Genomic DNA, 22,915 nt, shown 5'->3' with positions numbered 1-22,915 from the left:
TACGGGCCTGCCCGGCGAAGCCGAGTAGCTGTCGAAGCGGCATGGGCGAACTCAAGGCCACACGGGGCTCATCACTACGTGTCGAGAAGGCATGCATGGTCGTTGCGGCTGCTGCCCCGTGCCTAGGGTGTCGTGTCAGGTGGTTCCATGATCGGGTTCCAGGCGAACCAGCCCAGGTTTCCTTCACCGAGTTCCCACGGGGACTCCAGCAGCAGTTTCCGGGTTGCCCCGAGGTCCGCGGTGACGGGAGCAGGGGCGGGGCCGATGCGGGTCATCAGGTCACCCCATTCGTGCAGGAACTCCTCGTCCTCATCGCGCAGCCGACGCATCGCCGCGTCCACGCAGGCAGCCCATTTCGGCATCCCGTAATGGCCATCGTGAGTCCCGATGCGGGGAGCGCCGGCGAAGAGGAGGAAGTCATCCGGCGGCAGTCGCTTCTCGAAGTGCCTGAACATGTCGATGCGCTGTTTCACCTGTTTCTTGATCTCTCCGAGGAATCCCCAGCCGAAGTCCGTCAGGGTCCCCTCGCATCCCGGCCAGACCATCTCCCGGTCCAGGATCAGGTCCTCCAGTGCGTACAGACGGAACGGGGCGTCAGAGCCCAGGAGATCGAACGCCTGCCGGGTGAGCCAGGTGTTGCGGGCGAACATCGTCCCGTCGCGCAATGCCTTGCGCCGGCTGGTCGGCCGGGAGGCGTGCGCGTCCTCGATCGGACCGTTGCGCCAGACGGACAGGACGATCCCGTGGGCCGCTGCCCACCGCAGTCCGTCCTGCGTCTCGAAGACGCCCATCTCCCGAAGGCGCTGCCGTGCCCAGTCCAGCGTGTCCTGGATGTCCTCGCCCACCGGCTGCCTCTCCCCCATGGTTCTCCGCACCCTCGATTCGAATCTTCGGTGTTCCTGTACAGCCGCGCGGTGCAGCGCCTACGGGAAGTCAGTCCAGGCCGGGACCCCTTGTCGTCACGCCGTCCGCCGGGCCGTTCTCAGGCGGGCCGGACCGATGGAAGGCCGCGCTGAGCGCGTGCAGTTCGGCACGGCGAGCCCGTATGAGCTCCTCTGGCTGGCGCAGGGCGGTGTCCAGGAGCCACACGCCACGGCGAAACGGCTGGAAGCCGACGCTCTCCCACAAGGCAGCGATCTTCTTCTTCGCCTGGCGGCGGTAGGCCTCGGTGGCCTTCTCACGGTCTTCGGGGTACTCGCCCATGGCCGGATAGACCGCGACCGCGCAGCAGCCGCCGGACAGGCGTCGGATCGCTTCGGCCGCCAGGGCCGGGCCCAGCCCGAAGCCCCTCCACGCCTTGTCGAGGCTGACGCGATCGAGGAGCAGCAAGTCGCCGACGGGGTGGGTGACCGCTTTCTCGAACGCGGCGCTGTAGCCGTCGTGTCCGGACCGGCCAAGGACCGCGGACGCTATGACCTCGAGATCGCCGGACTCGGCGTCCGCCGCCTCCCACCGGTTGTCGCCGGTGTAGTCGCGCAGCCTCCACAAGATGAGGTGCCCGACCTCAGTACCCGCAGCCGGAGCGTGGCTGTTCTCGTCCTCTTCGTCATCCCACTCCTCGTCGCCCGCCTGCCCGTAGATGACGGTGACGTACCAGGATTCCAGCGTGTCCTCGAAGTCGTAAGGCACCGCAGGATGCCCGTGACCGTAGTGGAGGTGAAGCCGGGCGGGATCGCCCGGGAGCTCAGTGACCGGCCGTTTGGGCCTCGCTAATGCCATGACGCAAAGGGTAGAAGCGGGTACTGACAGCCCACCGGGAAACGGGAATCCAGGGGCGGGCGCGGTGGGGCCCGGGCGCGGTCACCGGTCGAGGAAGTCCGTCCAGCACGGCTGAAGTCCGGCGACCAGGGTGCCGGCGGTGTCCGCCAACATCTCGGCGCTGTACAGGTCCGCGGGCACTGTACATGGCAGCTGCTTGTCCGTCCCCCGCGTGGGCGGAAGTGCTGTAGCAGATGCAGACGGTCGCTGTCATCGCGATACCGAAGCCCGTCGCTGAGGCCAGGAGCCTATGGGAAGACGGTGGTATGCGCGATGACGTCCCTCGTGGCCGCCCCGGAGCGGCGGTGGTGCCCGCCGGTGTGAGCCGGATGGCGGCCGTGGGGCGGCTGTTGGAGCTGGACTCCCGTGGCGAGCTGGCGTCAACTCATGTCCGTCTGGTAGCCGACGCGTTGGGCAGGTCGGAGCGGACGGTGTGGCGGTGGCTGGCGGCCGCGCGGGCGGAGGGGCGCCTGGAGCGGGTGCCGGCCGGGCGGTTCGCGGTGACCGATGAGGTCCGGCGGCTGCTGGCGCTGTGGGGCGGCAACGCCTCGCGGGTGCACGCCGAGTTGGTCGAGCGGGCCCGGTCGGATCCTGCGTACGGGCCGGTGCCGTCGCTGGCGACGCTGCACCGGGCGATCAGGCGGGACCTGACCGCCGGCGAGCGCGCCGGACTGCGCCGCGGTGAGGCCGCGCGGCGGGTACACGACGTGTTCGCCAAACGCCCGCCCACCCACCGCAACGCGGTCTGGGAGGGCGACCACAAGCAGGTCCCGGTGGAGGTCGATGTGGACGGCGTGCTGGAGCGTCCGTGGGTGACCTGGTTCATCGACTGCGCGACCAAGGTGATCGTCGGGGTGGCCGTCACCCCGCACGAGCCCAGCCGGGACGCGGTCCTGGCGGCGCTGCGGAGCGCGATCGACCGGCGCGAGCCGTACGGGCCCGCGGGAGGGATCCCCGCCGCGATCCGCGTGGACCGGGGCAAAGAGTTCCTGTGCCAGACGGTGACGGCCGCCATGGGCGCCTTCGCCGTGGCCGTGGTGGACCTGCCCGCCTACACCCCGCACCTGAAGGGCACCGTCGAGGCGCTCAACGACGCAGTCGAGGAGATGCACTTCGCGGTCCTGCCCCGCTACACCCATCGCCAGAAGCTCCCCGGCGGGCGCAGCGCTGATCCAGGCGCGCCCGCACTGGCCTTCGAGGCCTTCGTCGCCGACCTGCTCCAGTGGGCGCGCTGGTGGAACAGCGAGCACCACCCCGACGCGCTGGCCGGACGGACGCCGCTTCAGGCGTGGGCGGCCGATCCCACCCCCGTCAGCGACGCCGGTGCCGAACAGCTGGCCCACTTCGCCCTGGAAGACGACGGGCGGGAGCGCACCGTCACCAGCCACGGCGTCCGGTGGCACCGGCGCGACTACATCGCCGACTGGATGGTGGGCCGCACCGGAATGCGGGTCGTCGTACGGCATCTGCCCCACCACGACGATGTCATCGAGGTCTTCGAGGCCGCCACAGGACGCCACCTGGGCAGCGCGTACCTGGCCGATGCCGCCACCCCCGAGCAGATCCGCGCGCTCAGAGCCGCGCGTACCCGAGCCGCGCGCCGGCTGCGCGCCGACCTGAAAGCGGCCGAGAAACTGCGCCGGGACCGGTTCAAGGCGCAGACCGTCCCCGGCCCCGCACAGCCCCGCCGCACCCCCACACACGGCGAGGCGACCAGCGAACTTACCGGCCGCACAGGCGAAGACCGGCGTGCCCTGGCCCGCCCCGGCCTCATCCCCCACGGCCCGGCCCCCAAGCACTGGGCGCTCCCCGGCGTGCCCCCACCCCGACAGCGGAAGGAAGACGATCACGGTGGCGAAGACTGACCTGTCCTATGGGCGGCTGCCCGCCGAGCACGAGGACCACTTCCTGGTCAAGGCGGCACAGCTGGTGGGCACCGACGCCCTGCTGACCACCCGGGACAACATCGAGATGGTCATCGCGGCCAAAGCGATGATGTGCGCATACGGGCCGTCCGGCTACGGCAAGACCATGGCGGTGAACTCCGCCCTGCGCGCCCTGGCCCCGAAGACCACCTACCGGCTCGAACTGCGCGGCGGGCCCACCCCGCGCGACATCCGCCACGGCCTGTTCCACGCCCTGCGCCTGCCCGGCGAACCACCCCGGCGGCCCATCGAGTTCGACACCCTCCTCAAAGAGGTCCTCGCCGAGCAGTTCAGGGTGCTGGTCTGCGACGAGGCCCAGTGGATGAGCCGCACCGGATTCGAGTACTGGCGCCACCTGTGGGACGACCGCAACACCGACATCGCCATCATCTTCGCCGGCGGCGACAACTGCTACAAAGTGCTGCGGCGCGAACCCATGCTCGCCTCACGGATCTTCATCTGGCAGGAGTTCACCCGGATCCCCAAGACCGAGATCCGCCCCGTCGTCCAGGCCTTCCACCCCATCTGGGCCACCTGCGACCTTGAACTGATCGACGCCATCGACGCCGAAGCCGCCCACGGCAGCTTCCGCAACTGGGCCAGCATCACCGCCCTCCTCCAAGAGGGCATGGCCAGCACGGGCACCGAACACGTCAACGAGGAACTCGTCCACTGGGTCTACAGCAAGATCGGCGGCATGTGACCGCGCCGCCCGTCAAACGCCCGAGCACGACGACAGCCGGAACCGGGCAGGCCGGGAGCCGGCATCACGCGCCGGGCACACCCACCACGATCATCATCGACCCCGACGACGACCCCGACGTGACAGCAGCCGCCCTCAACGCCCACTCCCCCACCGGCGGACGCATCACCGTCCACCCCACCCCGGGCGCCTCCCACCCGCCCGGCCTCGCCCAGGACGTCCTGACCGCACTCGGCAAACGTCTCCCGGGCCATGACCCTCACGTGCCCCGGCACCACAGCTCATGGGCCGACATGGTCCAACCCGCCTGGACCGCCGCCGCCAGCTGGATCAACGCGCACCGCGTCGGACACCTCATCGTGCTGCGCGCCCACACCCTCACCCCCACACGCTGGGAACACCTCGGCACGCTGCGGGCCCGCACCGGAATCCGCCTCACCCTCGTCTGGCACGCCAAGCCGGACGCACACCTCCAGGCACGGACAGCCAAACTCGGCACCGCACACCAGGAGATCCACGACCTGGACACAGTCCGAGCCCGCTTCCACCAAAAGGGCCCGGTACGCCCGGGTCCGCCGAGAAACGCCGGCGAGAGCCCCCGCGACTCGAGCAGCACCGAGCTCAGGCAGACCAGGGACATACAGCAGGTCGGGCACCCCCTCCACGCCGGACTCCTCGCCGCCCAGACACTCGCCCCGGACGCCACCGCCGCACAACTCACCGCCGTGCGACTCGCCGACCTGGCACCCGACGCCACCGCCCTCGCTCTTCCCCACCCCCCGTACCGCCCCACGAGCACACCCCGATGGCACCGAGCCCCCGCATGGACACAGCCCCTACTGACCGCCGCCCGGGCCTGGCACTACCTCAGTGGCCACCCACACGACAGCCACCACCTGTTCCAGCACACCAACTTCCACCACCACAACCAACTCACCGGCATCGCCGCCGCGTTAGGAATCCACGCTGCCATTGAGCAACTCACCGGCGACCCCGCCTGGCCCACACCGCCAGACACCCACTGACCTGCGCAAACACCCCACCGCGGTAGCACTCGGCACCCAACTGGGCGGCACACTCCGCAAAAACGACAGCACGAACCCCGCACCCACCGTCAGCAGCAGGCCGCACTCCCACCAGCACAAACACCCGTCACATCACTGACACAGCAGCACCGAACCCACCACGACAAACCCACCGAGATCACCAATCACGAGAGGGAAGCTCTGAGGGGACGTACCGTGCAGGAAACACACCCCAGCACACTCACTCGGCACTCGACATCCGCGCCCCGGCCCACCAGCACCGTCTCTGCCCTGCACCGAGCCAGGGCTGAGCCCCCGCGGGCACCGCCCACACCCCACCTGCGCAGCCGCTAGCATGTGACCGTCAGCACCTCAGTTCGCAGGGGGCCTGCAGCATTGTCGTGCCGGCCAGCCTGGAGGATCTCTGCCACCAGCCGATCCTGTTCGCCGGTGAACTGGACCGTGTTCTCTTTCACCCGGACTTTGCACAGCCACGGGCCGATCATGACGCGTTCGCCGTCGACTTCGATCCACTCCCGAGCGCCGAGTGGGCAGCCATGACGCTCCGCGAAGGCACGCAGCAGCAGGACGGTCTGTTCGAAGGAACGGCGAGACCTTGGGCCAGGCGTGGCGGCCGCCTTCCGTGCAGCAGCAGGACCTGACTGAGGGTCAATCCGAGGCGGGTGAGCAGGTCTTGCTGGCCGGGATCGAGCCGGTCCCAAGTGGTGAACTGGCGGTGCAGTCGGCTGCCGACCTTTAACCCCTTCAATCACCGCGTCACGGCGCAGCGTGGCGGGTCGTGGCCGGCTTCGATGTGGCGCTTGAGGAGGTGGTATCTGCGGTGTGCCAGTCTGGGCCGTGAGGGCGTGTCCAGTGGGGGTCGAGGGCAGTGAGCTGGCGTTCGGGGGTGAGGCGGTTCTTGCGGGCGAGGGCGCGCTGGTCGGTGAGGAACTGGCCACCGGGTTCCTGGGCGGGGATGGCGAGGTGGCCGTGTTCTGCCTGGTAGGCGGTAACGGTAGTCAGGTGGCCCTGCCAGGTGGCCTCGTGATCGTCCCAGATCATGCCGAGGGCATCGAGTTCGGTGATCCAGTCCTCGGTGAGGGTGCCTTGCCGACGGGCGGTGCGCTGGCCGGTGATGAGGATGCCCAGGTGGTAGCCGTAGGCATCCTCATAGTCCGCGGGAACAGGCAGTTGCTGGTGTTCGGTGTGGAAGCGGGTAGCGGCGGCCAGGCCGACGGGGAGCGAAGTGGGCAGTCCCATCGGCGGGCCAGGCGAGCAGGTCCATCGTGCGGGCAATGGTATTGGGGTCAAGAGCGTCACGAACACCGTCGCACGCCCGCGCCGGGCCAGCCACGACGCCAGGGACCCGGGGCTGTTGGTGCTGTGCACCCCACGGCACCCGCAAGAACCGGATGCTTACTCGCCTTCAACGAGGAAACCGCCATCAACGGCTCCAGGCGCCCATCCGCGCGGGTGCTCTGGGCCCAATGCGCGATCAGGTCCAGAGATGGCACCCGACCAACAGATGACGGGTGTCCAGCGCCTCCGCGGTACGCAGCGCGGTCAGGGTCTTGCCCGTACCACAGGCCGAGGCCACGTGCCCGCGGGTGTGGGGGCAGGCAAGGTGACGCACCGCTTTATCGACTGCCTGCTGCTGATCCGGGCGCAGCACACGACGGCCAGCAGGGCAGGCGCGAAAAGCCGTAGCGACAGAAGCCTCAGCCGCGGGCTCAGGGCTGGAGGGCATGACGGACCTCAACTCACAAACAAGGGCGCAGCCGACAGAGTTCATCCTCCCGCACCAGCGCCAGCAACCACTGCCGGACCACGCACGGCCGCGAACAGCCCTTTTTGATCCACTGCTGCAGGGCCAGGCCCACCACAGGTACGGCATACCGTCACCACAACGACCGTGCCCGGCCCCCTCCTTCAAAGAAGCCACGGCTCACAGCCTCATACCTCACAGTCCGCTCTGTCTACCTGCTGAAACAGTCCGTGAACCCCACAGCCCACAGACCAGCGGCCACACAGAAGCCCGACACGAGCACGAGACGCAGCAAGGACTCTCCTTCCGGACAACAAGCCGTAGCGCCCAAACAGAACGACCACCAGCAAGCCCGCGACATCGGACTCCTGCTCTGAAACCCCTGCGGACATCATGAGATGAATCCGGGCGAAGTGGCAGACCCCGGAGCCACAGCCACGGTGACGGTGGGGCTTCCGGGCTACTTTCCTGCAGGCCCCTGTCCGCCCTCCGCACCGGCCTCGGCACCCCGGAATCCGCTGGTGAAACCGGGGGCGCACCGCGCGGATCGCCGGTACGTTCCCGGCTGCCGGGCAACGGTCCCCCGGTAGCTTCCCTGCTGGAGGCGCTCAGGCCTGGAAAAGCACTGCCGACGCCGTCCCGTACTGGTCCGCCGACGACCGCCGACGCATACGTTCCCGTGACGCCGGCCGGTGTGCCCCAGGTCAAGGAATCCCCGCAGTTCTTCCACAGCGACCGGCCGCCCCCATCGGCGCCCGCGCCCGCCCAGGCATGCAGGAACCGTCGTCGTCGCTTCCGGAAAGCCCCATCGTCCTTGCCGCCTTCGCAGGCACACCCCGGCCGGGCGGCCAACCCGGTCACCGGCGTACGAGAACCCCCGCGAGCATGAACAGTACTCGTTCAACGGTGCACGACGCTCTGATCCGGGACCCGGAATCATCCATGGCCAACTGCCAGACCACACCGGCCGCGCGCCGGCAGACCCACTCTCCCTCCCCCTTCCCTCCTTCCTCTGCGCTCCACCGAAAACAAAGCAAGATCACCAGATCTGCCTTCGAAAGACAGACGCCAGGGCGTAGGGGTGCCTTCGAAACAGCCCCAGTCTCCTTGGGGCAGGCTGCCCAGACGCAGTACCCGCTCCGGCAGTGCCTGCACGCCGTCTGCCACGGCCAGGCCAGCCCCCGCGCCTGTATCGGTACAGCGCGTGTCCGGGGCCTGGTCCGGGCAACGGCAGGGACAGTCCGTGGTGCCGGGACCGGGCCCGCGGGAGCGGCCGGGGCGGACCGGCAGGCCGGGCGCAGATCCCGCAGAGAGCCGCCTGTCCGGGCCCGGCAGCCTGCCGGACCACTAGACTCGCTTACCAAGACTTTCCACGACGCCGGGGAAATTCCGCCAAGGGAGGACTAGCTGCCGTGAACCCTGAGCATTTCGAGCTGCTGGAGGAAGCACGCCGCGTTCTTCCTGACGGGTTCAAAACGGAACTGTCCGGCGACATCATCGTCATGCAGGCCTCGCCCTCGGCCCTCCACCAGCTCAACCTGAGCAAAATCCGGAAACAGTTCGACGGACACGCCCCGGCCGGATACGTCGACACAGGGAACACCGATCTGGCCTCGCCCCAGACATCCGCCGTACGCAACCCGGACCTCACGTACCTGCCCGAAGAGGCGATGACGACGACCGAAAGCAGCGTACCGGCAGAACTCGCCCTGATCGCCGTGGAAATCGTCTCACCGTCCAACCCGGAGAACGACTGGGTCGGGAAACTCCGCGACTACCCCCGCATGGACATCCCGCTCTACCTCGTCGTCGACGCCCGGCAGAAAACCGTCACGCTCTTCAGCGAGCCTGCAAACGACCGCTACCGCATGAGAGAAGACGCCGACTTCGGAGAACCCGTTCACATCCCTGCCCCCTTCTCCTTCCTCCTCGACACCACCGGCCTGAAGCCCTACTGACCCCGGTCTGCCACGGGACCCGCACCAGCAGACAGCCCGCACGGGCACAACAGCGGTCCGGAACCGGACCGCACGAGGCAGCCGGGAGGCGGCAGCCGGCACCTGGCGGAACCCGGCCCCTGCCAGACCCGCCCGCGAAGGCCACCTCAACGTCGCCGCGAAACACGCCGAGCACGTGGGACCAGAAGCCGACAGGCCGCCAGGGCAGCACCGAGGAGCTCCTGGCAGTCAAGCCCGGCATGGTCCTCGACAACATCAGGAAACGGACCGACAAGCCCAACCCGGAACGGCGGGCCGCACTCGGCATGCAGTGGACAGCAGCAAGGGTGGGGCGGTCGTAGTGGACGGGTTGCTGGAGGCGTTGGCGGAGGCATCGTCGCCTTCGTGGGTACGGCGTGCGCAGGCCGGGAATACCCTGGCCCCCTTCGCCTTCGCCGGGGTTCCTGAAGCCGCAAAGGCACTGGGGAGCCTGCTCCTGGACGTGGAGGACACGGCGGTGACGCGGCAGACGGCCGAGGCCTTGGCGCGGGCGGGGACGGTGGCCTCGGTCCGGGTCCTTGCGCGGGCGGTAGCCGGGGCCAGCGTCAGTCACGGCGACTGGATGCTGGCGGGGGTGCACGATGCGCTCGCGGGGAGGGCCGGGGTACCGAACCTCCTGGCCCTGTGCGAAAGGCTGGTCCAAGACCCGGAAGCAGTCGTTCGTCGGGGCGCCGCAGAAATCCTGGAGTGGGCACAGAGCACAGGAGGTTGAGGCGGATGTCTGCCGGGATCTTTTGCGTGTCTCCCCTGGCCGGAGAGACGACGTTGTCCTACTTGTGCCGGATCGCTGCCTCCTACGGACTTGAGGAGAAGGCGTTGCTGTCCTGCTGGAAGGGGGTCGGTCACCGGCCTCGGCATGAGGGCGGGGCGTTGCGTTGGGATGCGGAGGTGCTGCTGAACGCAGCGGGCCGGCGCGCGCTGGTGAGGTTGGGCGGTGCTGAGGAGGGGGTGCTGGGGCGGGCGTTGCATCCTGGGGACGGGAAGACCCCAAGTTCGGTGCGCAGCAGGACGCCGTGGAGCGGGCGTTGTGGCGGGTGGGAGGTGCGGTGGTGGGGCCGGTGGCATTCGGGTGCCGGCTGTGCACGGCACGGCGTACGGGCGAGCCGGCCCGGGTGGTGCGGTACGCGGCGCGGTGGGAGCGGGTGTGCGTACGGCACGGGCGGTGGGCCCTGGACGCGGATGCTGATCAGCCACTGGAGTACCTGGATGTGCAGGGTGTTCCGGAGGTGGGCGTCGCGCAGCGGTCGTGGTGGGGTGTGGTGCGGCGGGCGGCGCGGGCGGGGGTTGATGCGGGTGAGGTGTTCGGGCTGGCGTATGCGGTAGTGGCCCGGTGGTGGGAGGGGGCGTACGGGTGGGAGCAGGAGGAGATCTGGCCGCGCCGCCTGCACCAGGTCGCCGGGGGTGATGCGGGGAGTGATCTGGAGTGGTGGCGGGCGGTGGGGCGCGATGCGGTCATCTTCCCCGAGGTGGTGGCGGTCGCAGATGCCCTGCTGGATCCGGTCATGGCGCAGCTGGTGTGGGCGGACAGCGGCGGTGAGCGGCCGCGGGCGTTGCCCGCGGATGGGCAGTTCTGCCGTCGGCTCGGCGAGCGATTGGGAAAGCAGTGGCTGGGGCCGCTGATCGCGGTCGACTACGGGTGTCCGCTGCTCGCGTGGATGGGGAGCGTTATCCGTCTGCGTCGCCACCCCGGGGGTCGGCCCGGGCCGTATGCGCGGTTCGACGAGAACCCGTGGTGGGTGCGGCAGGAACACCGGCCATCGACGATGGCCGCCGGACTGCGGGTCTTGTCCAGAGAGAAGAAGGCACCCGGCTCCGGGACGAACTGGCGCGCTGTGGTGCCCGCGGAGCAGCGCTTCCTGATCACCAATCTCCTTGGGGAGGCCGAGGAGCAGTTGCAGCAGTTGCACGGCGCCCAGGTCGGCACCACCGCTGAGGTGGCCCGGTCCATGCTGGAGGGTCTGAGCCGTGGGAGCGATCTGCTCGACCAGGTGCTGCTGCGGGTCATGGTGGCGGCCGTGAACGCCGGGGTGAGGCTGGATATGGAGGTCGCTTTCAGCAGTCCTGCTGGACAGGTGACGCAGCTGTCGTGGGAGCAGGCGGTGACATCGGTGCGGTTCGAGGAACTGGCGCCGGTGTCGGCGTTCCCGGTGGTGCCGGGGCGTCGGTGGGGGCCCGGCTGGTGGTGGTCGGCGACCACAGGGCGGCATGTCGTGCACGGTTCGGCTGCAATGCGCACCCAGCTGATGCTGCTGGACCGGGATCCGGCGGTGACCGGTCTGGCGGGGCGGCCTGTTCGGTTCGCGTGGCGGGATGAGACGGATGGTCGGGTGCGCTCGTGGGTGCCGCAGCTGTTCGCCCGGTACGCCGACGGCACCGGGCTGTTCGCGGACTGTCCCTCGAGCCCGGCCTCCGGCGGGGCCAGGGCGCAGCGGGCGGGGGCCGTGCTGGAAGCGGCGTGTGCGCGGGTGGGGTGGGCGTACCAGCGGCTGGAGCCGCTGCTGGCGGTGGTGGCCGGGAATCTGCGGTGGCTGGCCGGCTACCGCCATCCCCGGTACCGGGGGCCGTCCGGGCTGCAGGCCGCGCTGGTGGAGGCGTTCGCCGTGTCGCGGCCGTTGTTGGAGGGGGCGGCGTCGGTGGGTGATCCGCTGCAGGTCTTGCCCGTCGTCTACCACGCGTTGTGGTCGGGACAGTTGGCGGCGGGACTCGATGAGCCGCTGCATGGCGGATCGCTGGTCCGGGTGCCTGCCGATGGTGGCCCAGAGCGCGGATCGGGAGCGGGGATCGACATGCTGGGTGGGGAGTGAGCACGGTGGGCGGCAGCAAGGAGGCGGGGCGGCGTCCGGTGGTGGAGGTCGGCGGCCACGTGGTCTACCGGGGGCAGACGTTTCAGGTGGTCGGCCTGCAGGGGCAGCGGGTGGCTCTGCTGGGTGAGGACGGCACGGACACGTCGTTGCTGCTGGGGCGGTTGTTCGCCGATCCGGGCTTTGCGGTGGTGGGCGCGCGGGCGCCGGACGTAGTGCCGCAGTGGGGGCTGTTCGAGACAGTACCGCTGGCAGCCCAGCAGCGGGCACTGGCGTGGCTGCCACACATCCGGGAGGTGGAGACCGGCTGGCCGCACCCTGAGGGCAGCCGGGAGGGGCAGGTGATGCGGGAGGAGTACGACCCCGGGCGGTGGATGCTGGCGCAGCGGGAGGAAACCAAGGCGAAGGAGATGACGGCGCTCGGCTTTACGCGGGTGACGCGTTTGACGGTGCAGAAGATGCGGCTGGCGTATCGCAAGCAGGGGCTGTGGGGGCTGGTCGACAAACGCACGGTACCCATGCGCAGTCGCCGTCCCACGGGTTATGCCGACGAGCGGGTCGTGGCCGCGGTGCTGGAGGGGCTGCGCCGGCAGCGGGGCCGGTCGAAGGGGACGGTGAAGGGGCTGCAGGTGCTGGTCAAGCAGATCCTGGAGGAGACGCACGGGCGCGGGGTGGTGGAGATGCCGTCACGGTCGTCGTTCTACCGGCTGGTGAGCGTGCTGGCGGATCCAGCAGATCGGCCGGGATACGGGGCACGGACGGCCACTGCCCCGGTGCGGGGAGCGCCGGTGCCGGTGGCGTTGCGGCCCGGGGAGCAGGTGCAGATCGACACCACCCGGCTGGACATCATGGCCGTCCTGGAGGACGGCACTCTGGGACGCCCTGAACTCTCGATCGCGGTGGACGTGGCGACGCGGTCGATCCTGGCAGTGGTGCTGCGGCCGCACGGCACGAAGGCCGTGGACGCGGCGCTGTTGCTGGCCGAGATGGCAGTTCCTCATCCGGCGAGGCCCAGGTGCCGTATGCGCGGATGCTGTCGCTGGATGCGCGGCTGGAAGGGGCGGCGGCCCGGCCGGTGATCGTGCCGGAGACGATCGTCGTGGACCGCTGGAAGATCTACGTCTCCGAGAGCTTCGTCGCCGCGTGCGAGACACTCGGGGTGAGTGTGTAGCCGGCCCCGCCACGGCGGCCGCAGGCCAAAGGGGTGGTGGAGCGGACCTTCGGGTCGATCAACGACCTGCTCTGCCAGCACGTCGCCGGCCACACCGGATCCAGTGTGCTGCGCCGGGGCCGGGAGACCATGGCGGAGGCGCAGTGGACGATCCCGCAGCTGCAGGACTTCCTCGACGAGTGGATCGTCTGCTGGCAGAACCGGCCGCACGAAGGCCTGCGCCACCCCGTACTGCCGAAGACGGTGCTCACCCCGAACGAGATGTGGGCCGCTCTCATCACCGTGTGCGGGTACGTGCCCGTGCCGCTGACCGGAGCCGACTGGCTGGAGCTGCTGCCGGTGCGGTGGCAGCCCATCACCGAACGCGGCATCCGCATCGATTACCGCGCCTACGACCATGAGGTGCTGGATGCCTGCCGCGGCAAGCGCTCCGACATCAATGGCCAGGGACGGCAGATGGGAGGTCCACCACAACCCGCATGATGCCCGCCAGGTCTGGGCGCGCCTGGGCGACGGGAGGCTCCATGAGATCCCGTGGATCCACCGCGACCACGTCCACCAGCCGTTCAACGACCAGGCGTGGCGCCATATCCAGGGCGAAGTCGCCCAGCGGGGCGACCGTGAACAGCACGAGGCCGACCTCGCCGATGCCCTCGACCAGCTCCTGCGCCGCACCCGTGCCAGCGCGGGGAAGCCGCGGAAGCGACGGGGCCGCAAGAGCCCCATCATCGTGCCCGGCAGCACGGCCGTGCTCGAGGGCCTCGCCGCCGGTCTGCCGGCACCACGCCAGTCGGCTGCCGCCGTCCCGGATGGCGGCCAGCTCGGAGAGCCTGAAACCGCGCCACGTGCCGTGAGGACGGCGCGGCAGACCCGGCAGACGACGAAAGAACGGCACGGAGCGGGCCGGTACCGGGCGAGGAGTGGGACGAGAGCCTGGACGACCTCGCCGCCACCCGCGCGACGGCTAGGACCGACATCGACGAGCCAGAGGAAGCGGACGCAGGCGCTTCGTCGGCTGGAGTCGGTACCGACGGATACGAGCTGTGGGACGCCGAAGCGGAGGCCGAACAGTGGTGAGCAGCCCTGCGGGCACGGGAGAGGCGTCGATGGACGGCGCCGCTTCACCCGCACACCAACCGGCGGGCTCTTCGGCGAACACCGAGGACATCCCAGGCGACGACGGGCAGGCGCAGCCCGGGGCAGTGACCGTGTGGGACGGGTTCACCCGCTTCGCCACCGCGCCCGTGACCGCGCCTCCCGCGCCCGGGGCACCCCCGCGCAGCCTGGCCGAACGCCTGGCCTACCACTCGCGGTTCGTCACCGTACGCACCCCGGCGATCGATATGCTGGCCAAGCAGGTACGCACCCTGATGATCCTGGGCTGCCACCAGCAGGTCGCCGCACGCCCGTCTCTGATCGTCACCGGTCCGGCCGGGGCCGGGAAGACCACGGCTCTGCTCCAGGTCGGGCGTGTCTTCCAGCTGGCACACATCCGGCGCCAGGGCGGCGTCGCCGCGGCTGCGGGCGGGCAGGTCCCGGTCGCCTACGTGCTGGTGCCGCCCGCGGCCGGCGCCAAGACCCTCGCCCTGGAATTCGCCCGCTACCTCGGCATCCCCACCACCGCCCGCATGTCCCAGGCCCAGATCGTCAACAGCGTCTGCCACACCTACCAGGCAGCCGACGTGAAGCTGGTGATGATCGACGAGATCCACCGGCTCAACCCCCGCACCACCACCGGCGCCCAGAGCGCCGACCTGATCAAAGACCTCACCGAGCGGATCGGCGCGACGTTCATGTACGCGGGGATCGACGTGGCTGCCACGCCGTTGTTCACGGGGGTGCGCGGGGCGCAGCTCGCCGCACGCGCCAGCCTCGTCGACTGCGACCCCTTCCCCGCCCGCGACGGTACGCATGAACCGTTCAAGGACCTGGTACGGGCGATGGAGAACGCACTCGACCTCCGCCACCACCGCCCCGGGAGCCTGGTGCGGCTGGCACCGTACCTCCACGCGCGCACCGCCGGCCGGATCGGATCCCTGTCCCGGCTGATCAAACAGGCGGCCCTGGCCGCGCTGGCCGACGGCACCGAACGCATCACCAAAACCACCCTCGAGGCTGTCCGACTGGACCACCTCGCCGAACAGCACTACCGGCCCCGCACCAGCACCAGGACCCGGTGAGCCAGAGCGTTCTCGCGGCCGCTGCGGCTGCCGCGTCCGACACCGAGCGGGGCGGCGCGCCCGTCGTTGGGGCACGGGTGCAGATCCCGCCCCCGGCAGCGGGCGCGTTCCGGGTACGGCCCCTGCCGTACGAAGCGACCGCCTCCTACCTGGAACGCCTGGCCAGTGTCTACCGGCTGACACTGCCCCGGCTCCTCGACGGCACCAGCATCACCCTGAACGGCCACGGCACCACGCCTGCAGCCACACTGGTCCTCTCCCCCACCGCCGCAAGCCGAGTGGCTGAAGTGGCCCGTCTCCGGCCGGACGCCCTCGCACGCGCCCTGCCCGGCCTGACCCAGGACGGCGCAAAGGCGGCGGGTCCGGCCACCGCGCGCTGGAGACCCGTCGAGCGCCGACAGCAAGCCGTAGCCGCCTGCACGATATGCGTCCGCCACCACAGCCACGGCGCCACCGACACCGCACGTATAGTGCGGCCGTGGCACCAACTGGTCTGCCCACGCCACCAGCAAGCCGCCCCCGACCCGCGACTCGACACACCGGTACACATCAGGGCCGTGCCCGGACACAGCCATCACCGGCCACTGCTCCCACCCGCAAATCCCCAGCCCAACAACAAAACACCAGACCAGAACAGCCCAGCTACCACAGAACCACCACCCCCGTCACAACCCGGCGGTCCTGGCACAGTTCATCCGGCTACGAGTGATCAACCCCGAGACGACGTTCTGGCGGCGCGGCATCGAGGCAGCCACCCGCTGGATCACCGAGACCGGGGCGCAGCAGCTGCGGGTGCCCTACGGGTACATCACCCCGACGGAATGGAAGCCTGCGGGGTTCCCGCTCGGGACGTGGCTGGCCGACCAGCGGAAGTTCGCCAAGGCCGGCAACCTCGACAGGGCCCGGGCGGAGGAACTGGACCGGCTGGGAATGGTCTGGTCCCACCAGGACGTCGCATTCGAGGAAGGACTCACCGCCGCCCGCGCCTGGACGGCCGTCCACGGACACTTCCTCCCGCCCGCCACCGCCGTCTGGGACGGCTACCCCGTCGGCACCTGGGCGAAGAACCAGCGCACCGCAGCCCGACTCGCGGAGAACATCGCGGAGCGCCGCGCGGCCGGCCTCCCTGTCGAATCCAGCGCCAAAGCCCTCACCGAGGCGCGGCGCGAGGCACTGGAGGAGATCGACCCGGGCTGGTGCCCCGTGTGGGATGCCGGGTGGCAACGCTGCTTCCGCCTCACCCAAGCCCACGTCGAAGGCGGCGGAACAGTGCCGACGGCGGCGGGCGAGGTGATCATGCAGGGCGAAGACCTCGGCCACTGGGCGTGGGCGCAGCGACTCGACTGGGGCCGGCTGCTGCCCGTCCAGCAATGGCTCCTCGAAAACGTCCTAGTACTGCAACGGTCTTTGTTGTGACGGTTGTGCAGCTTCTGGTGGGGTGTGGCCTCGTCGTTTGTAGTGGCAGATGCGGGCTTGGTATTGCCTTCTGCGTCGCCAGTGTGACCAGTGCAGGACATGGTCAGCTGGTGCGGGACGGCGGTTGGTGAGGCGGGTGATCAGGCGTCTGAGTTCGGGGAGGCTGAGCGGGATGAGGCCGGGGGATCCGTTTCTGCTTTCCCGGCGTCGAGTTCCCGGGCCCGCAGGACGGTCAGGGCGGCGTGGACGGCCATGGCCAGGGTGATGTGGCGGTGCCAGCCGGGGTAGCGGCGGACCTGGTAGTCGTCCAGACCGCATTCCTGTTTCGCGCTCTGGAAGCATTCCTCGACCGCCCAGCGGCTGCCGGCGATGCGGATCAGGTCATCCAGGGGGGTGCCGGCCGGGCAGTAGGCGATGTAGTAGGAGATCTCCTCGGGCCGGCGGATGCTGCGGCGTGCGATGACCCAGTGCTGCCGGTCCGGCCGGTGCCAGGGCCGGACCTCCACCCGGGCCCAGTCATAAACGCGGGGTCCGTGGGAGCCGTTGCCGCAGGAACGGCGCCTCCATTTCTGCCGGGACAGGCCCTCGAACAGGTCATGGACGGGGTGGTCGAGAGCCCAGCGGGTGACGACGGTGTCATGCCGGGTGGTAGCCATGACATGGAAGACGTCCGCCTGCTCGAGTTCGTATCGCCAGCCCTTGGAGAAGCCGTAGGCGGCATCCGCGGTCACCCACCGGAACGGGACTTTCTCCTCGATCGCCCGGCGGACCATGGCCTTGGCCATGGCCACCTTCGTCGCGAAGCCGGTGCTGTCATCAATGGCGGCCCGGCGGCATCGATCACGGTCCTCCGTCCACGACACCGGGAGATACAGCCTGCGGTCGATGAGGGTGCGGCCACGGTCGGTGGCATAGGCGAGGAACACCCCGACCTGGCAGTTCTCCGTCCGGCCCGCGGTGCCGGAGTACATTCGCTGCACCCCGGCCGAGGCTGTGCCTTTCTTGAGGAAGCCGGTGTCGTCCACGATCAGCACCGCCTCCGGGTCGCCGAGATACTCGACCACGTACTCCCGGACGTCGTCGAGGACATCATCGGCATCCCAGTCGATCCGGTTCAGCAGCCGATGGATCCGGTCCGGGCCCGCATGCCCGGCCTCCTCCGCCAGCGTCCAGCCGTTCTTCCGCTCCAGCGGAGCCAGCAGCCCACGCATATAGGCCAGAGCCGACTCACGAGGCTCCGACCTGCTGAAGCGGTGCACAAACCGCTCGTGCAGAGCCTTCAACTCGCCAGCCCACGACCAGACATCAACAAGTACCCCACCCACAACCCCACCAACGACCCAGCTGCCCACCCGTCACAGCAAAGACCGTTGCAGTACTAGTGCTCGATTCCGCTTTGGCGGGGTAGTTGTAGGGGTGTGGGGTTGCCGGTTCGGGCTTCTCGGGGGCGAGTTGCCGTGCCGAAACTGTTGTCGGGCCGTCCTGCCCAGGACGTGGCCGAGGAGGGGAAGGTCCGCAGGCTGGCCGGTGCCCGGCATGCGCCGGCGGACTGGATCCTGCGGGCCAGGATCATCGTGCTGAGCTGGGAAGGCGACCGTGTTCCGGTGATAGCGTCCCGGCTCGGATGTCATCACAAGACGGTGTGCAAGTGGCTGCACCGGTTCAACACCCAGGGCATGGATGGACTCGGCGACCGCCCCGGCTGCGGGCGCAAGCGGCGGATCACCGAGGACGAACGCTCGCGGATTATCGAGCTGGTCCGCTGCGACCCGCCGGGCCGGCTGGTGCGGGAGCCCTGGGGCGACCTGGCCGCCGAGGACGAATCGGCCCCGGGCGAGTGGACCCTGGACACCCTCGCCGAAGCGGCCCGGCGCCAGGGCATCGATATCCAGCGCTCCCAGGTCCGCAGAATTTTCCTGGCCGAGGGCGTGCGCTGGCGCCGCACCCGGTCCTGGATCACCAGCCGTGACCCGGAGTTCTCCCCAAAAGGACGAGGATCGTCGGCCTGTACACGGACCCGCCGGAGAACGCCACGGTGATCTGCGCGGACGAGCTCGGACCAGTGATCCCGCGCACGTTCCCGCCCGCCCCGGGCTGGTCACCGGACGGCCACCGCATCAAGGCCGAGCTCGACTACAGCCGCGGGCCGGAGAAGACCTGGGTCTACGGCGCCCTGCGGCCGGCCGACGGGAACGAGATCACGATGGCCGCCTCCTCCCGCAACAGCGCCAACTACCAGCAGTTCCTGCAGCTGGTCGAAGACGCCAACCCCGCCGGGAAAATCGTGATCGTCACCGACAATCTCTCCTCCCACAACAGCAAGGCCACCCGTGAGTGGCTGGAGGGCCACCCGAGGATCTCCCACGCCTTCATCCCCGTCGGTGCGTGCTGGCTGAACCTCCAGGAGGGCTGGTGGCGCCTCTTCCGCAAAGCGGCCCTGGCAGGGCAGTCCTTCGCCGACCCCGACGAGATCGACCACGCCACCAGAATCGCAACCGCCCAGCTCAACGCCCGTGCCAAACCCTGGATCTGGGGCCGCCCCGCCCCACCAACACGCACACTCCGACGCCGTTTTGAGTACCGCCTTTGAGGAATCGAGCACTAGGCCTCACCCCCGCCGAAGAACACGAACGGCCCGTCAAACGCACACAGAACGACAAGTGGACCCTCAACATGCGGGCCGCGAAGGCGTTCCACGCCCGCGAAGGCCACCTCAACGTACCCCGAAAGCACGTGGAGCAGCTGGAGCCGGAAGACAGTTCGGGAGGCGCTGACGGCCTGGGGATCAAGCTCGGGATGGTGCTCGACAACCTTCGGAAGCGAGCCGACAAGCTGAGTGCGGAGCGCCGGGCGGAACTGGACGCACTCGGCATGCGATGGACCAGCCCGGCGCTACGGTCTCGGTAAAGGACAACAGGGGCCGATCCCGGGAACCGGCCCCACCAGCGCAGCGGCCTCTGTCAAGGCCGTTGGGGGGCGTGGTTGCGCAGGTGCCCGGCCCAAGCGTGCAGGGGCTCGGCGAGGTCCTGGTTGTGGCCCCGGGAGATGGTTTGCAGGAGTTCGGCGACGATCACCGCTTCGCCTGCCCATGTCGCTGGTGTGCCCAGCTGCGGGAAGATCGCACGGACGCGGTCCGCGGTGGCCGGTTCGAGCAGGCTGTAGGCGTAGAGGGTGGCCTGGTCGTACCCGTACGGGGCGAGGCCCCATCCCTCCCAGTCGAGGATGCGCAGGCCGGGTGCGGTGAGGTTGGCCCAGTGCAGGTCACCGTGGGCGGTGGCCCACAGGATGTTTTCCGGAGCGGGGAGGCCGAGGAATTCGGGCAGGGCCCTCTCGATGTACTCCTGGCGTACGGCGACACGGTCGGTCTCTGTGGCGACGACGGCGTCCAGGGCGGTGCGCAGGTCCGTCCACCAGTCGGTGAAGAGGGTCGCGGGGGTGCGAAGGATGGGGTCGGAGGAGATGACCGGCGTATCGAGGTGCTCGTTCAGTTCAGCCCGGTAGGCGGTGCCGTCCTCGGTCCAGTCGTGAATGGTGAGGAGCGCGGGCCGGTGGCCGCTGAGCGTGCCGAAGGCTTTCTGCGCGGTCTCGTTGCCTTCCCAGAGCTTGCCCGTCGCCTTGGCCTCCGGGGCGGTGGTCAGGCGCAGCCACACGTGGCGGCTGTCGGTGGTGGTGCCTGCGCGGCCGAGGGTGCGTCCTTCCCAGCCCCAGAATGCGTCGTCGTTGCCGACGGTGATGCCCAGGGTGCGGGCGGCGTGGTCGTGCTGGGTGCGCATGCGGTGGGTGGTGGCAGGGTCATGGGGTGGCGAGTACATCGGTGATCTCCCGGAGTCGGCGGGCGTCCAACGATAGGGCGGTGGCCTGGGCTGCTTCGGTCCAGTGCTGGTGGTCGCTGGCCGAGAGGAGGACGACGTCCAGGCTCGGGGTTGACACCGTGGCCAGGAGGCAGGCGGCGGCCGGCGAGAGGCCGGGGCGGATGAGACCGGCGAGCTCCGGGGAGACCATCCCCGGGAGTTCGCCGCCGTGGAGTGGTGCGGAGGCGAACGTCATCAGCCCGGCCGCGCGCGCCTGCACCAGGGGCCCGCGGCCGTCGAGAGCTTGGCGGATGGGCCGGTCCATGACCAGACTCACCGGCTGCTGCACTGCGATGAGGGAATGGCGGGCGGAGCCTGCGGCCTGCTGGGCGAGTTCGAGGAGGTCGCGCACGCTGAACAGTTCGTCGAGCCCGGACCAGGTGGCGACGCCGTACCCGCCGATCCGCCCGGCTGCGCGGAATTCTTCGAGCACGGTGAACGCCCTGCGGAGCGCGCCGCGCACGACGTGCGGGTGCCGGCTGACGCGTTCGGGGTTGTGGACGAACACCACGTTGGCCCAGCCGCCGAGGTCGTCGAGCGACTGCCCGGTCTGCCACCGGACAAAGGCCGGGCCGAGGTCGTGGCCCCGGGCGGCCTGCGCTTCGCTGAGGACCCCGGCCGCGACCGCCGTACGCCCCTGGGCTGCGGTGAAGAACCCGGTCTTCGTCGAGACCTGAACGTCGACGTGGGCGGCGAGCACTCGTCTGAGCAGATGATGGGCCCGGCCGTCCTGGTAGGCGGGGGCGGTGTCCACCCACGCCGCGCCGCCCTGGATGGCGGTGAGCGCCGCCAGGTCCGTCTCGCGCACGCGGTAGGTGCCCAGACCGAGGGCGGCGCTCACCGGCCGGTCCCGGTGATCGTGGCGGCCTGTCCGGCGACGAGTTCGCAGACCAGGCCGGCGATGTCGGCCACGCTGACGCCCGCGCTGACGCCCGCGGCGTCCGCCAGTTCTCCCAGGGGGCATTCGCGGCCGTCCACGAGGGCCCGGAGGGCGGGGCCTGCGGCCGGGTCGAACTCGTAGACGCTGCCGGCGGCCGCCAGGTGCACCGCGTCCTCGGTGGTGGTCAGCACCGCGCGGGCGGTGGTCATCCGCACGCGCAGCCGGGGGTCGGCCGGGATGGTGTCCAGGTGGGGGAGGCTGGGGGCCATCCGGCCGAGGGCCTGCCCGTCGAGATCGGCGGTGTACCGGGCGAGAAGGTGCGGGTCGGCGAGCTGCTCGGCGAGCAGCTGGCGCAGGCGGCACACGAACTGCTGCGCCTGCTGCCCACCCTGCTCGGACAGGTCACCGCGGCCGCCCTGAGCAGCCCCGGGGAGGCGGGCATCTGGTCACGCGTCACAGACGTCTACGGCTGCGCGTACACGATCGCGCACCGGCTGATGCAGCCTGATCTCGCCGACACCGTCGTGGCCCGGCAGACCTGGGCCGCCCGGCAGACCTGGAACCCCGGGACCGAGGCGGTCGCCGCCTGGACCGAGGCCGGCACCCACCAGAGCGCCGGACACTACACCGACGGCCTGACAGTCGTGGACCGCGCCATCACCACCTACGAGGGCGCAGCCCGACTCGGCGGGTACGGCCCCACGCAGGTTCTCGCCCTGGGCTCGCTGCACCTGCGCGGTATCGTGCTCGCCTCACGGGACAGGGACAAGGCCGCGACCACCGCGCACACCCGGCACGCCCGGGAACTGGCCGCCCGCATCCCCGCCGGGCAGGGCGACCTCATCATGCACAACCTCACCTTCGGGCCGGGCAACCTCGCCCTGTACGAGGTGGGATCGAGCATCGAACTCGACCACCCGCACGAGGCGTCAGAGATGGCCCAGCCCCTCATGGACACCCCGCCCAAGGGCCTGCGCCCGTCGAGGGTGGGCCGCCTGTGCATCGACACCGCACGGGCCCGACTGGCCATCAACGACCTCGAAGGCGCCGAGCAGGCCCTACAGGCGGCGTTCCGGATCGCGCCCGAGATGACAGAGATACACCCCATGTCCCGTGAGGTACTGCGGGTCCTGGTCATCCTCCACCAGCGCAGCAAGCCCTCCCTCATGAGCATGGCCAAACGCTCCGGCCTCGCCCCCGAGCTATGACCCGCTCCTCCCCCGAACCCAAGAGGACTGCACCCGCGCCCGGTCCTGGAGGCCGGGCGCTTCGTTATCCCGGGAAAGCGCGTGACGGCGGCCGGCACGTTCACGACGGCTCTCTCAGCACCCCCGGCTGCGCCTCCGCCAGCGGCACGGCTGCCCGGTTCCACCTGAGCCAGCGCCGGGCGACGGGTGACAGGGCGCAGCGCGGGGCGGTTGATCGGGCTACCCCAAAACCACC

At 69.9% G+C, this 22,915-nt stretch carries 23 protein-coding genes and 1 pseudogene; 15 read left to right on the top strand and 9 right to left on the bottom strand.

What is annotated here, in order from left to right:
- Positions 1-122 precede the first annotated feature (122 nt).
- Together DXZ73_RS37720 and DXZ73_RS37715 are read right to left on the bottom strand one after the other, a co-directional pair.
- Positions 123-863 (bottom strand): hypothetical protein, encoded by a 741-nt coding sequence (locus tag DXZ73_RS37720; protein WP_116208968.1) that lies wholly within the window; start codon positions 861-863, stop codon positions 123-125.
- A 70-nt stretch (positions 864-933) separates the two neighbouring features.
- Positions 934-1,719 (bottom strand): hypothetical protein, encoded by a 786-nt coding sequence (locus DXZ73_RS37715; RefSeq protein WP_162889886.1) that lies wholly within the window; start codon positions 1,717-1,719, stop codon positions 934-936.
- Positions 1,720-2,087: 368 nt separating this feature from the next.
- Here DXZ73_RS37715 and DXZ73_RS37710 point away from each other — a divergent pair, with 368 nt between their 5' ends.
- From DXZ73_RS37710 to DXZ73_RS39975, 4 genes are all read left to right on the top strand, one after another.
- Positions 2,088-3,623 carry a Mu transposase C-terminal domain-containing protein gene (locus DXZ73_RS37710; RefSeq protein WP_398502653.1) on the top strand — a complete coding sequence of 512 codons (1,536 nt, stop codon included), beginning with the start codon at positions 2,088-2,090 and terminating at the stop codon, positions 3,621-3,623.
- Entirely contained in the window at positions 3,610-4,386 is a 777-nt protein-coding gene (locus DXZ73_RS37705; protein WP_116208974.1) for an ATP-binding protein, read from the top strand. Before DXZ73_RS37710 ends, DXZ73_RS37705 begins: the two co-directional genes overlap by 14 nt.
- The gene (locus DXZ73_RS37700; protein ID WP_116208976.1) at positions 4,383-5,411 is read left to right on the top strand and encodes a hypothetical protein; all 1,029 of its coding nucleotides are present in this window, start codon (positions 4,383-4,385) and stop codon (positions 5,409-5,411) included. Before DXZ73_RS37705 ends, DXZ73_RS37700 begins: the two co-directional genes overlap by 4 nt.
- 401 nt (positions 5,412-5,812) lie before the next feature.
- Positions 5,813-6,073 (top strand): hypothetical protein, encoded by a 261-nt coding sequence (locus DXZ73_RS39975; protein WP_240351009.1) that lies wholly within the window; start codon positions 5,813-5,815, stop codon positions 6,071-6,073.
- A gap of 115 nt (positions 6,074-6,188) precedes the next feature.
- Here the strand turns inward: DXZ73_RS39975 and DXZ73_RS39970 are convergent, their stop codons facing one another.
- Together DXZ73_RS39970 and DXZ73_RS39965 are read right to left on the bottom strand one after the other, a co-directional pair.
- Positions 6,189-6,671 carry a helicase associated domain-containing protein gene (locus tag DXZ73_RS39970; protein WP_240351011.1) on the bottom strand — a complete coding sequence of 161 codons (483 nt, stop codon included), beginning with the start codon at positions 6,669-6,671 and terminating at the stop codon, positions 6,189-6,191.
- Between the two features lie 235 nt (positions 6,672-6,906).
- Positions 6,907-7,158 carry a DEAD/DEAH box helicase family protein gene (locus DXZ73_RS39965; protein ID WP_240351013.1) on the bottom strand — a complete coding sequence of 84 codons (252 nt, stop codon included), beginning with the start codon at positions 7,156-7,158 and terminating at the stop codon, positions 6,907-6,909.
- Between the two features lie 1,430 nt (positions 7,159-8,588).
- On the opposite strand from DXZ73_RS39965, the gene DXZ73_RS37690 reads away from it, so the two are divergent.
- The 4 genes from DXZ73_RS37690 (at position 8,589) to DXZ73_RS40360 (ending at position 13,628) form a co-directional block, all read left to right on the top strand.
- Positions 8,589-9,134, top strand: a complete 546-nt coding sequence (locus DXZ73_RS37690) for a Uma2 family endonuclease (RefSeq protein ID WP_116208978.1) — start codon at positions 8,589-8,591, stop codon at positions 9,132-9,134.
- A gap of 1,265 nt (positions 9,135-10,399) precedes the next feature.
- On the top strand, positions 10,400-11,977 hold the full coding sequence (locus DXZ73_RS40785; RefSeq protein WP_425315800.1) for a TnsA-like heteromeric transposase endonuclease subunit: 1,578 nt from the start codon (positions 10,400-10,402) through the stop codon (positions 11,975-11,977).
- Between the two features lie 5 nt (positions 11,978-11,982).
- Complete coding sequence (locus DXZ73_RS40365; protein ID WP_338059098.1) at positions 11,983-13,053, top strand: hypothetical protein; 1,071 nt, start codon at positions 11,983-11,985, stop codon at positions 13,051-13,053.
- 128 nt (positions 13,054-13,181) lie between these two features.
- Positions 13,182-13,628, top strand: a complete 447-nt coding sequence (locus DXZ73_RS40360) for a hypothetical protein (RefSeq protein WP_338059099.1) — start codon at positions 13,182-13,184, stop codon at positions 13,626-13,628.
- Here DXZ73_RS40360 and DXZ73_RS40355 read toward each other — a convergent pair.
- Positions 13,582-14,040 (bottom strand): hypothetical protein, encoded by a 459-nt coding sequence (locus DXZ73_RS40355; RefSeq protein WP_338059100.1) that lies wholly within the window; start codon positions 14,038-14,040, stop codon positions 13,582-13,584. The genes DXZ73_RS40360 and DXZ73_RS40355 overlap by 47 nt on opposite strands.
- 307 nt (positions 14,041-14,347) lie before the next feature.
- On the opposite strand from DXZ73_RS40355, the gene DXZ73_RS37665 reads away from it, so the two are divergent.
- The 3 genes and pseudogenes from DXZ73_RS37665 (at position 14,348) to DXZ73_RS37655 (ending at position 16,741) form a co-directional block, all read left to right on the top strand.
- Positions 14,348-15,325 (top strand): ATP-binding protein, encoded by a 978-nt coding sequence (locus DXZ73_RS37665; RefSeq protein WP_162890488.1) that lies wholly within the window; start codon positions 14,348-14,350, stop codon positions 15,323-15,325.
- A pseudogene (locus DXZ73_RS40780) lies at positions 15,322-15,825 on the top strand (TniQ family protein); the annotation flags it as partial. The gene DXZ73_RS37665 and the pseudogene DXZ73_RS40780, both read left to right, overlap by 4 nt.
- A 205-nt stretch (positions 15,826-16,030) precedes the next feature.
- Complete coding sequence (locus DXZ73_RS37655) at positions 16,031-16,741, top strand: helicase associated domain-containing protein (protein WP_240351014.1); 711 nt, start codon at positions 16,031-16,033, stop codon at positions 16,739-16,741.
- A 140-nt stretch (positions 16,742-16,881) separates the two neighbouring features.
- Here DXZ73_RS37655 and DXZ73_RS37645 read toward each other — a convergent pair whose 3' ends face one another.
- Entirely contained in the window at positions 16,882-18,066 is a 1,185-nt protein-coding gene (locus tag DXZ73_RS37645) for an IS701 family transposase (protein ID WP_116208983.1), read from the bottom strand.
- A gap of 132 nt (positions 18,067-18,198) precedes the next feature.
- On the opposite strand from DXZ73_RS37645, the gene DXZ73_RS37640 reads away from it, so the two are divergent.
- From DXZ73_RS37640 to DXZ73_RS37630, 3 genes are read left to right on the top strand one after another with little or no spacing between them, the layout of a single operon-like run.
- Positions 18,199-18,780, top strand: a complete 582-nt coding sequence (locus DXZ73_RS37640; protein WP_116208984.1) for a helix-turn-helix domain-containing protein — start codon at positions 18,199-18,201, stop codon at positions 18,778-18,780.
- The gene (locus DXZ73_RS37635) at positions 18,777-19,331 is read left to right on the top strand and encodes an IS630 family transposase (protein ID WP_116208986.1); all 555 of its coding nucleotides are present in this window, start codon (positions 18,777-18,779) and stop codon (positions 19,329-19,331) included. The genes DXZ73_RS37640 and DXZ73_RS37635 overlap by 4 nt, the downstream gene beginning before the upstream one ends.
- The gene (locus DXZ73_RS37630; RefSeq protein ID WP_275898553.1) at positions 19,328-19,648 is read left to right on the top strand and encodes a helicase associated domain-containing protein; all 321 of its coding nucleotides are present in this window, start codon (positions 19,328-19,330) and stop codon (positions 19,646-19,648) included. The genes DXZ73_RS37635 and DXZ73_RS37630 overlap by 4 nt, the downstream gene beginning before the upstream one ends.
- A gap of 53 nt (positions 19,649-19,701) precedes the next feature.
- On the opposite strand, the gene DXZ73_RS37625 is transcribed toward DXZ73_RS37630, so the two are convergent.
- Genes DXZ73_RS37625 through DXZ73_RS39960 form a run of 3 tightly spaced genes read right to left on the bottom strand, consistent with a single transcriptional unit; the run spans position 19,702 to position 21,741 of the window.
- Positions 19,702-20,514, bottom strand: a complete 813-nt coding sequence (locus DXZ73_RS37625; RefSeq protein ID WP_116208990.1) for a hypothetical protein — start codon at positions 20,512-20,514, stop codon at positions 19,702-19,704.
- Positions 20,515-20,533: 19 nt separating this feature from the next.
- A complete protein-coding gene (locus DXZ73_RS37620) occupies positions 20,534-21,433 on the bottom strand; it encodes an aldo/keto reductase (protein WP_162889887.1) in 900 nt (299 codons plus the stop codon).
- Positions 21,430-21,741 (bottom strand): hypothetical protein, encoded by a 312-nt coding sequence (locus tag DXZ73_RS39960; protein ID WP_162889888.1) that lies wholly within the window; start codon positions 21,739-21,741, stop codon positions 21,430-21,432. Before DXZ73_RS39960 ends, DXZ73_RS37620 begins: the two co-directional genes overlap by 4 nt.
- Between DXZ73_RS39960 and DXZ73_RS37615 the strand changes: the two genes are divergently transcribed.
- Complete coding sequence (locus DXZ73_RS37615) at positions 21,721-22,680, top strand: hypothetical protein (protein ID WP_116208994.1); 960 nt, start codon at positions 21,721-21,723, stop codon at positions 22,678-22,680. The two genes, DXZ73_RS39960 and DXZ73_RS37615, sit on opposite strands and share 21 nt — an antisense overlap.
- The last annotated feature ends 235 nt before the right edge of the window (positions 22,681-22,915 follow it).

It is taken from the genome of Streptoverticillium olivoreticuli subsp. olivoreticuli (assembly GCF_003391135.1).
In the GTDB taxonomy this organism is placed as follows: Bacteria; Actinomycetota; Actinomycetes; order Streptomycetales; family Streptomycetaceae; genus Streptomyces; species Streptomyces blastmyceticus.
This window is presented reverse-complemented; position numbering and strand designations above follow the sequence as displayed.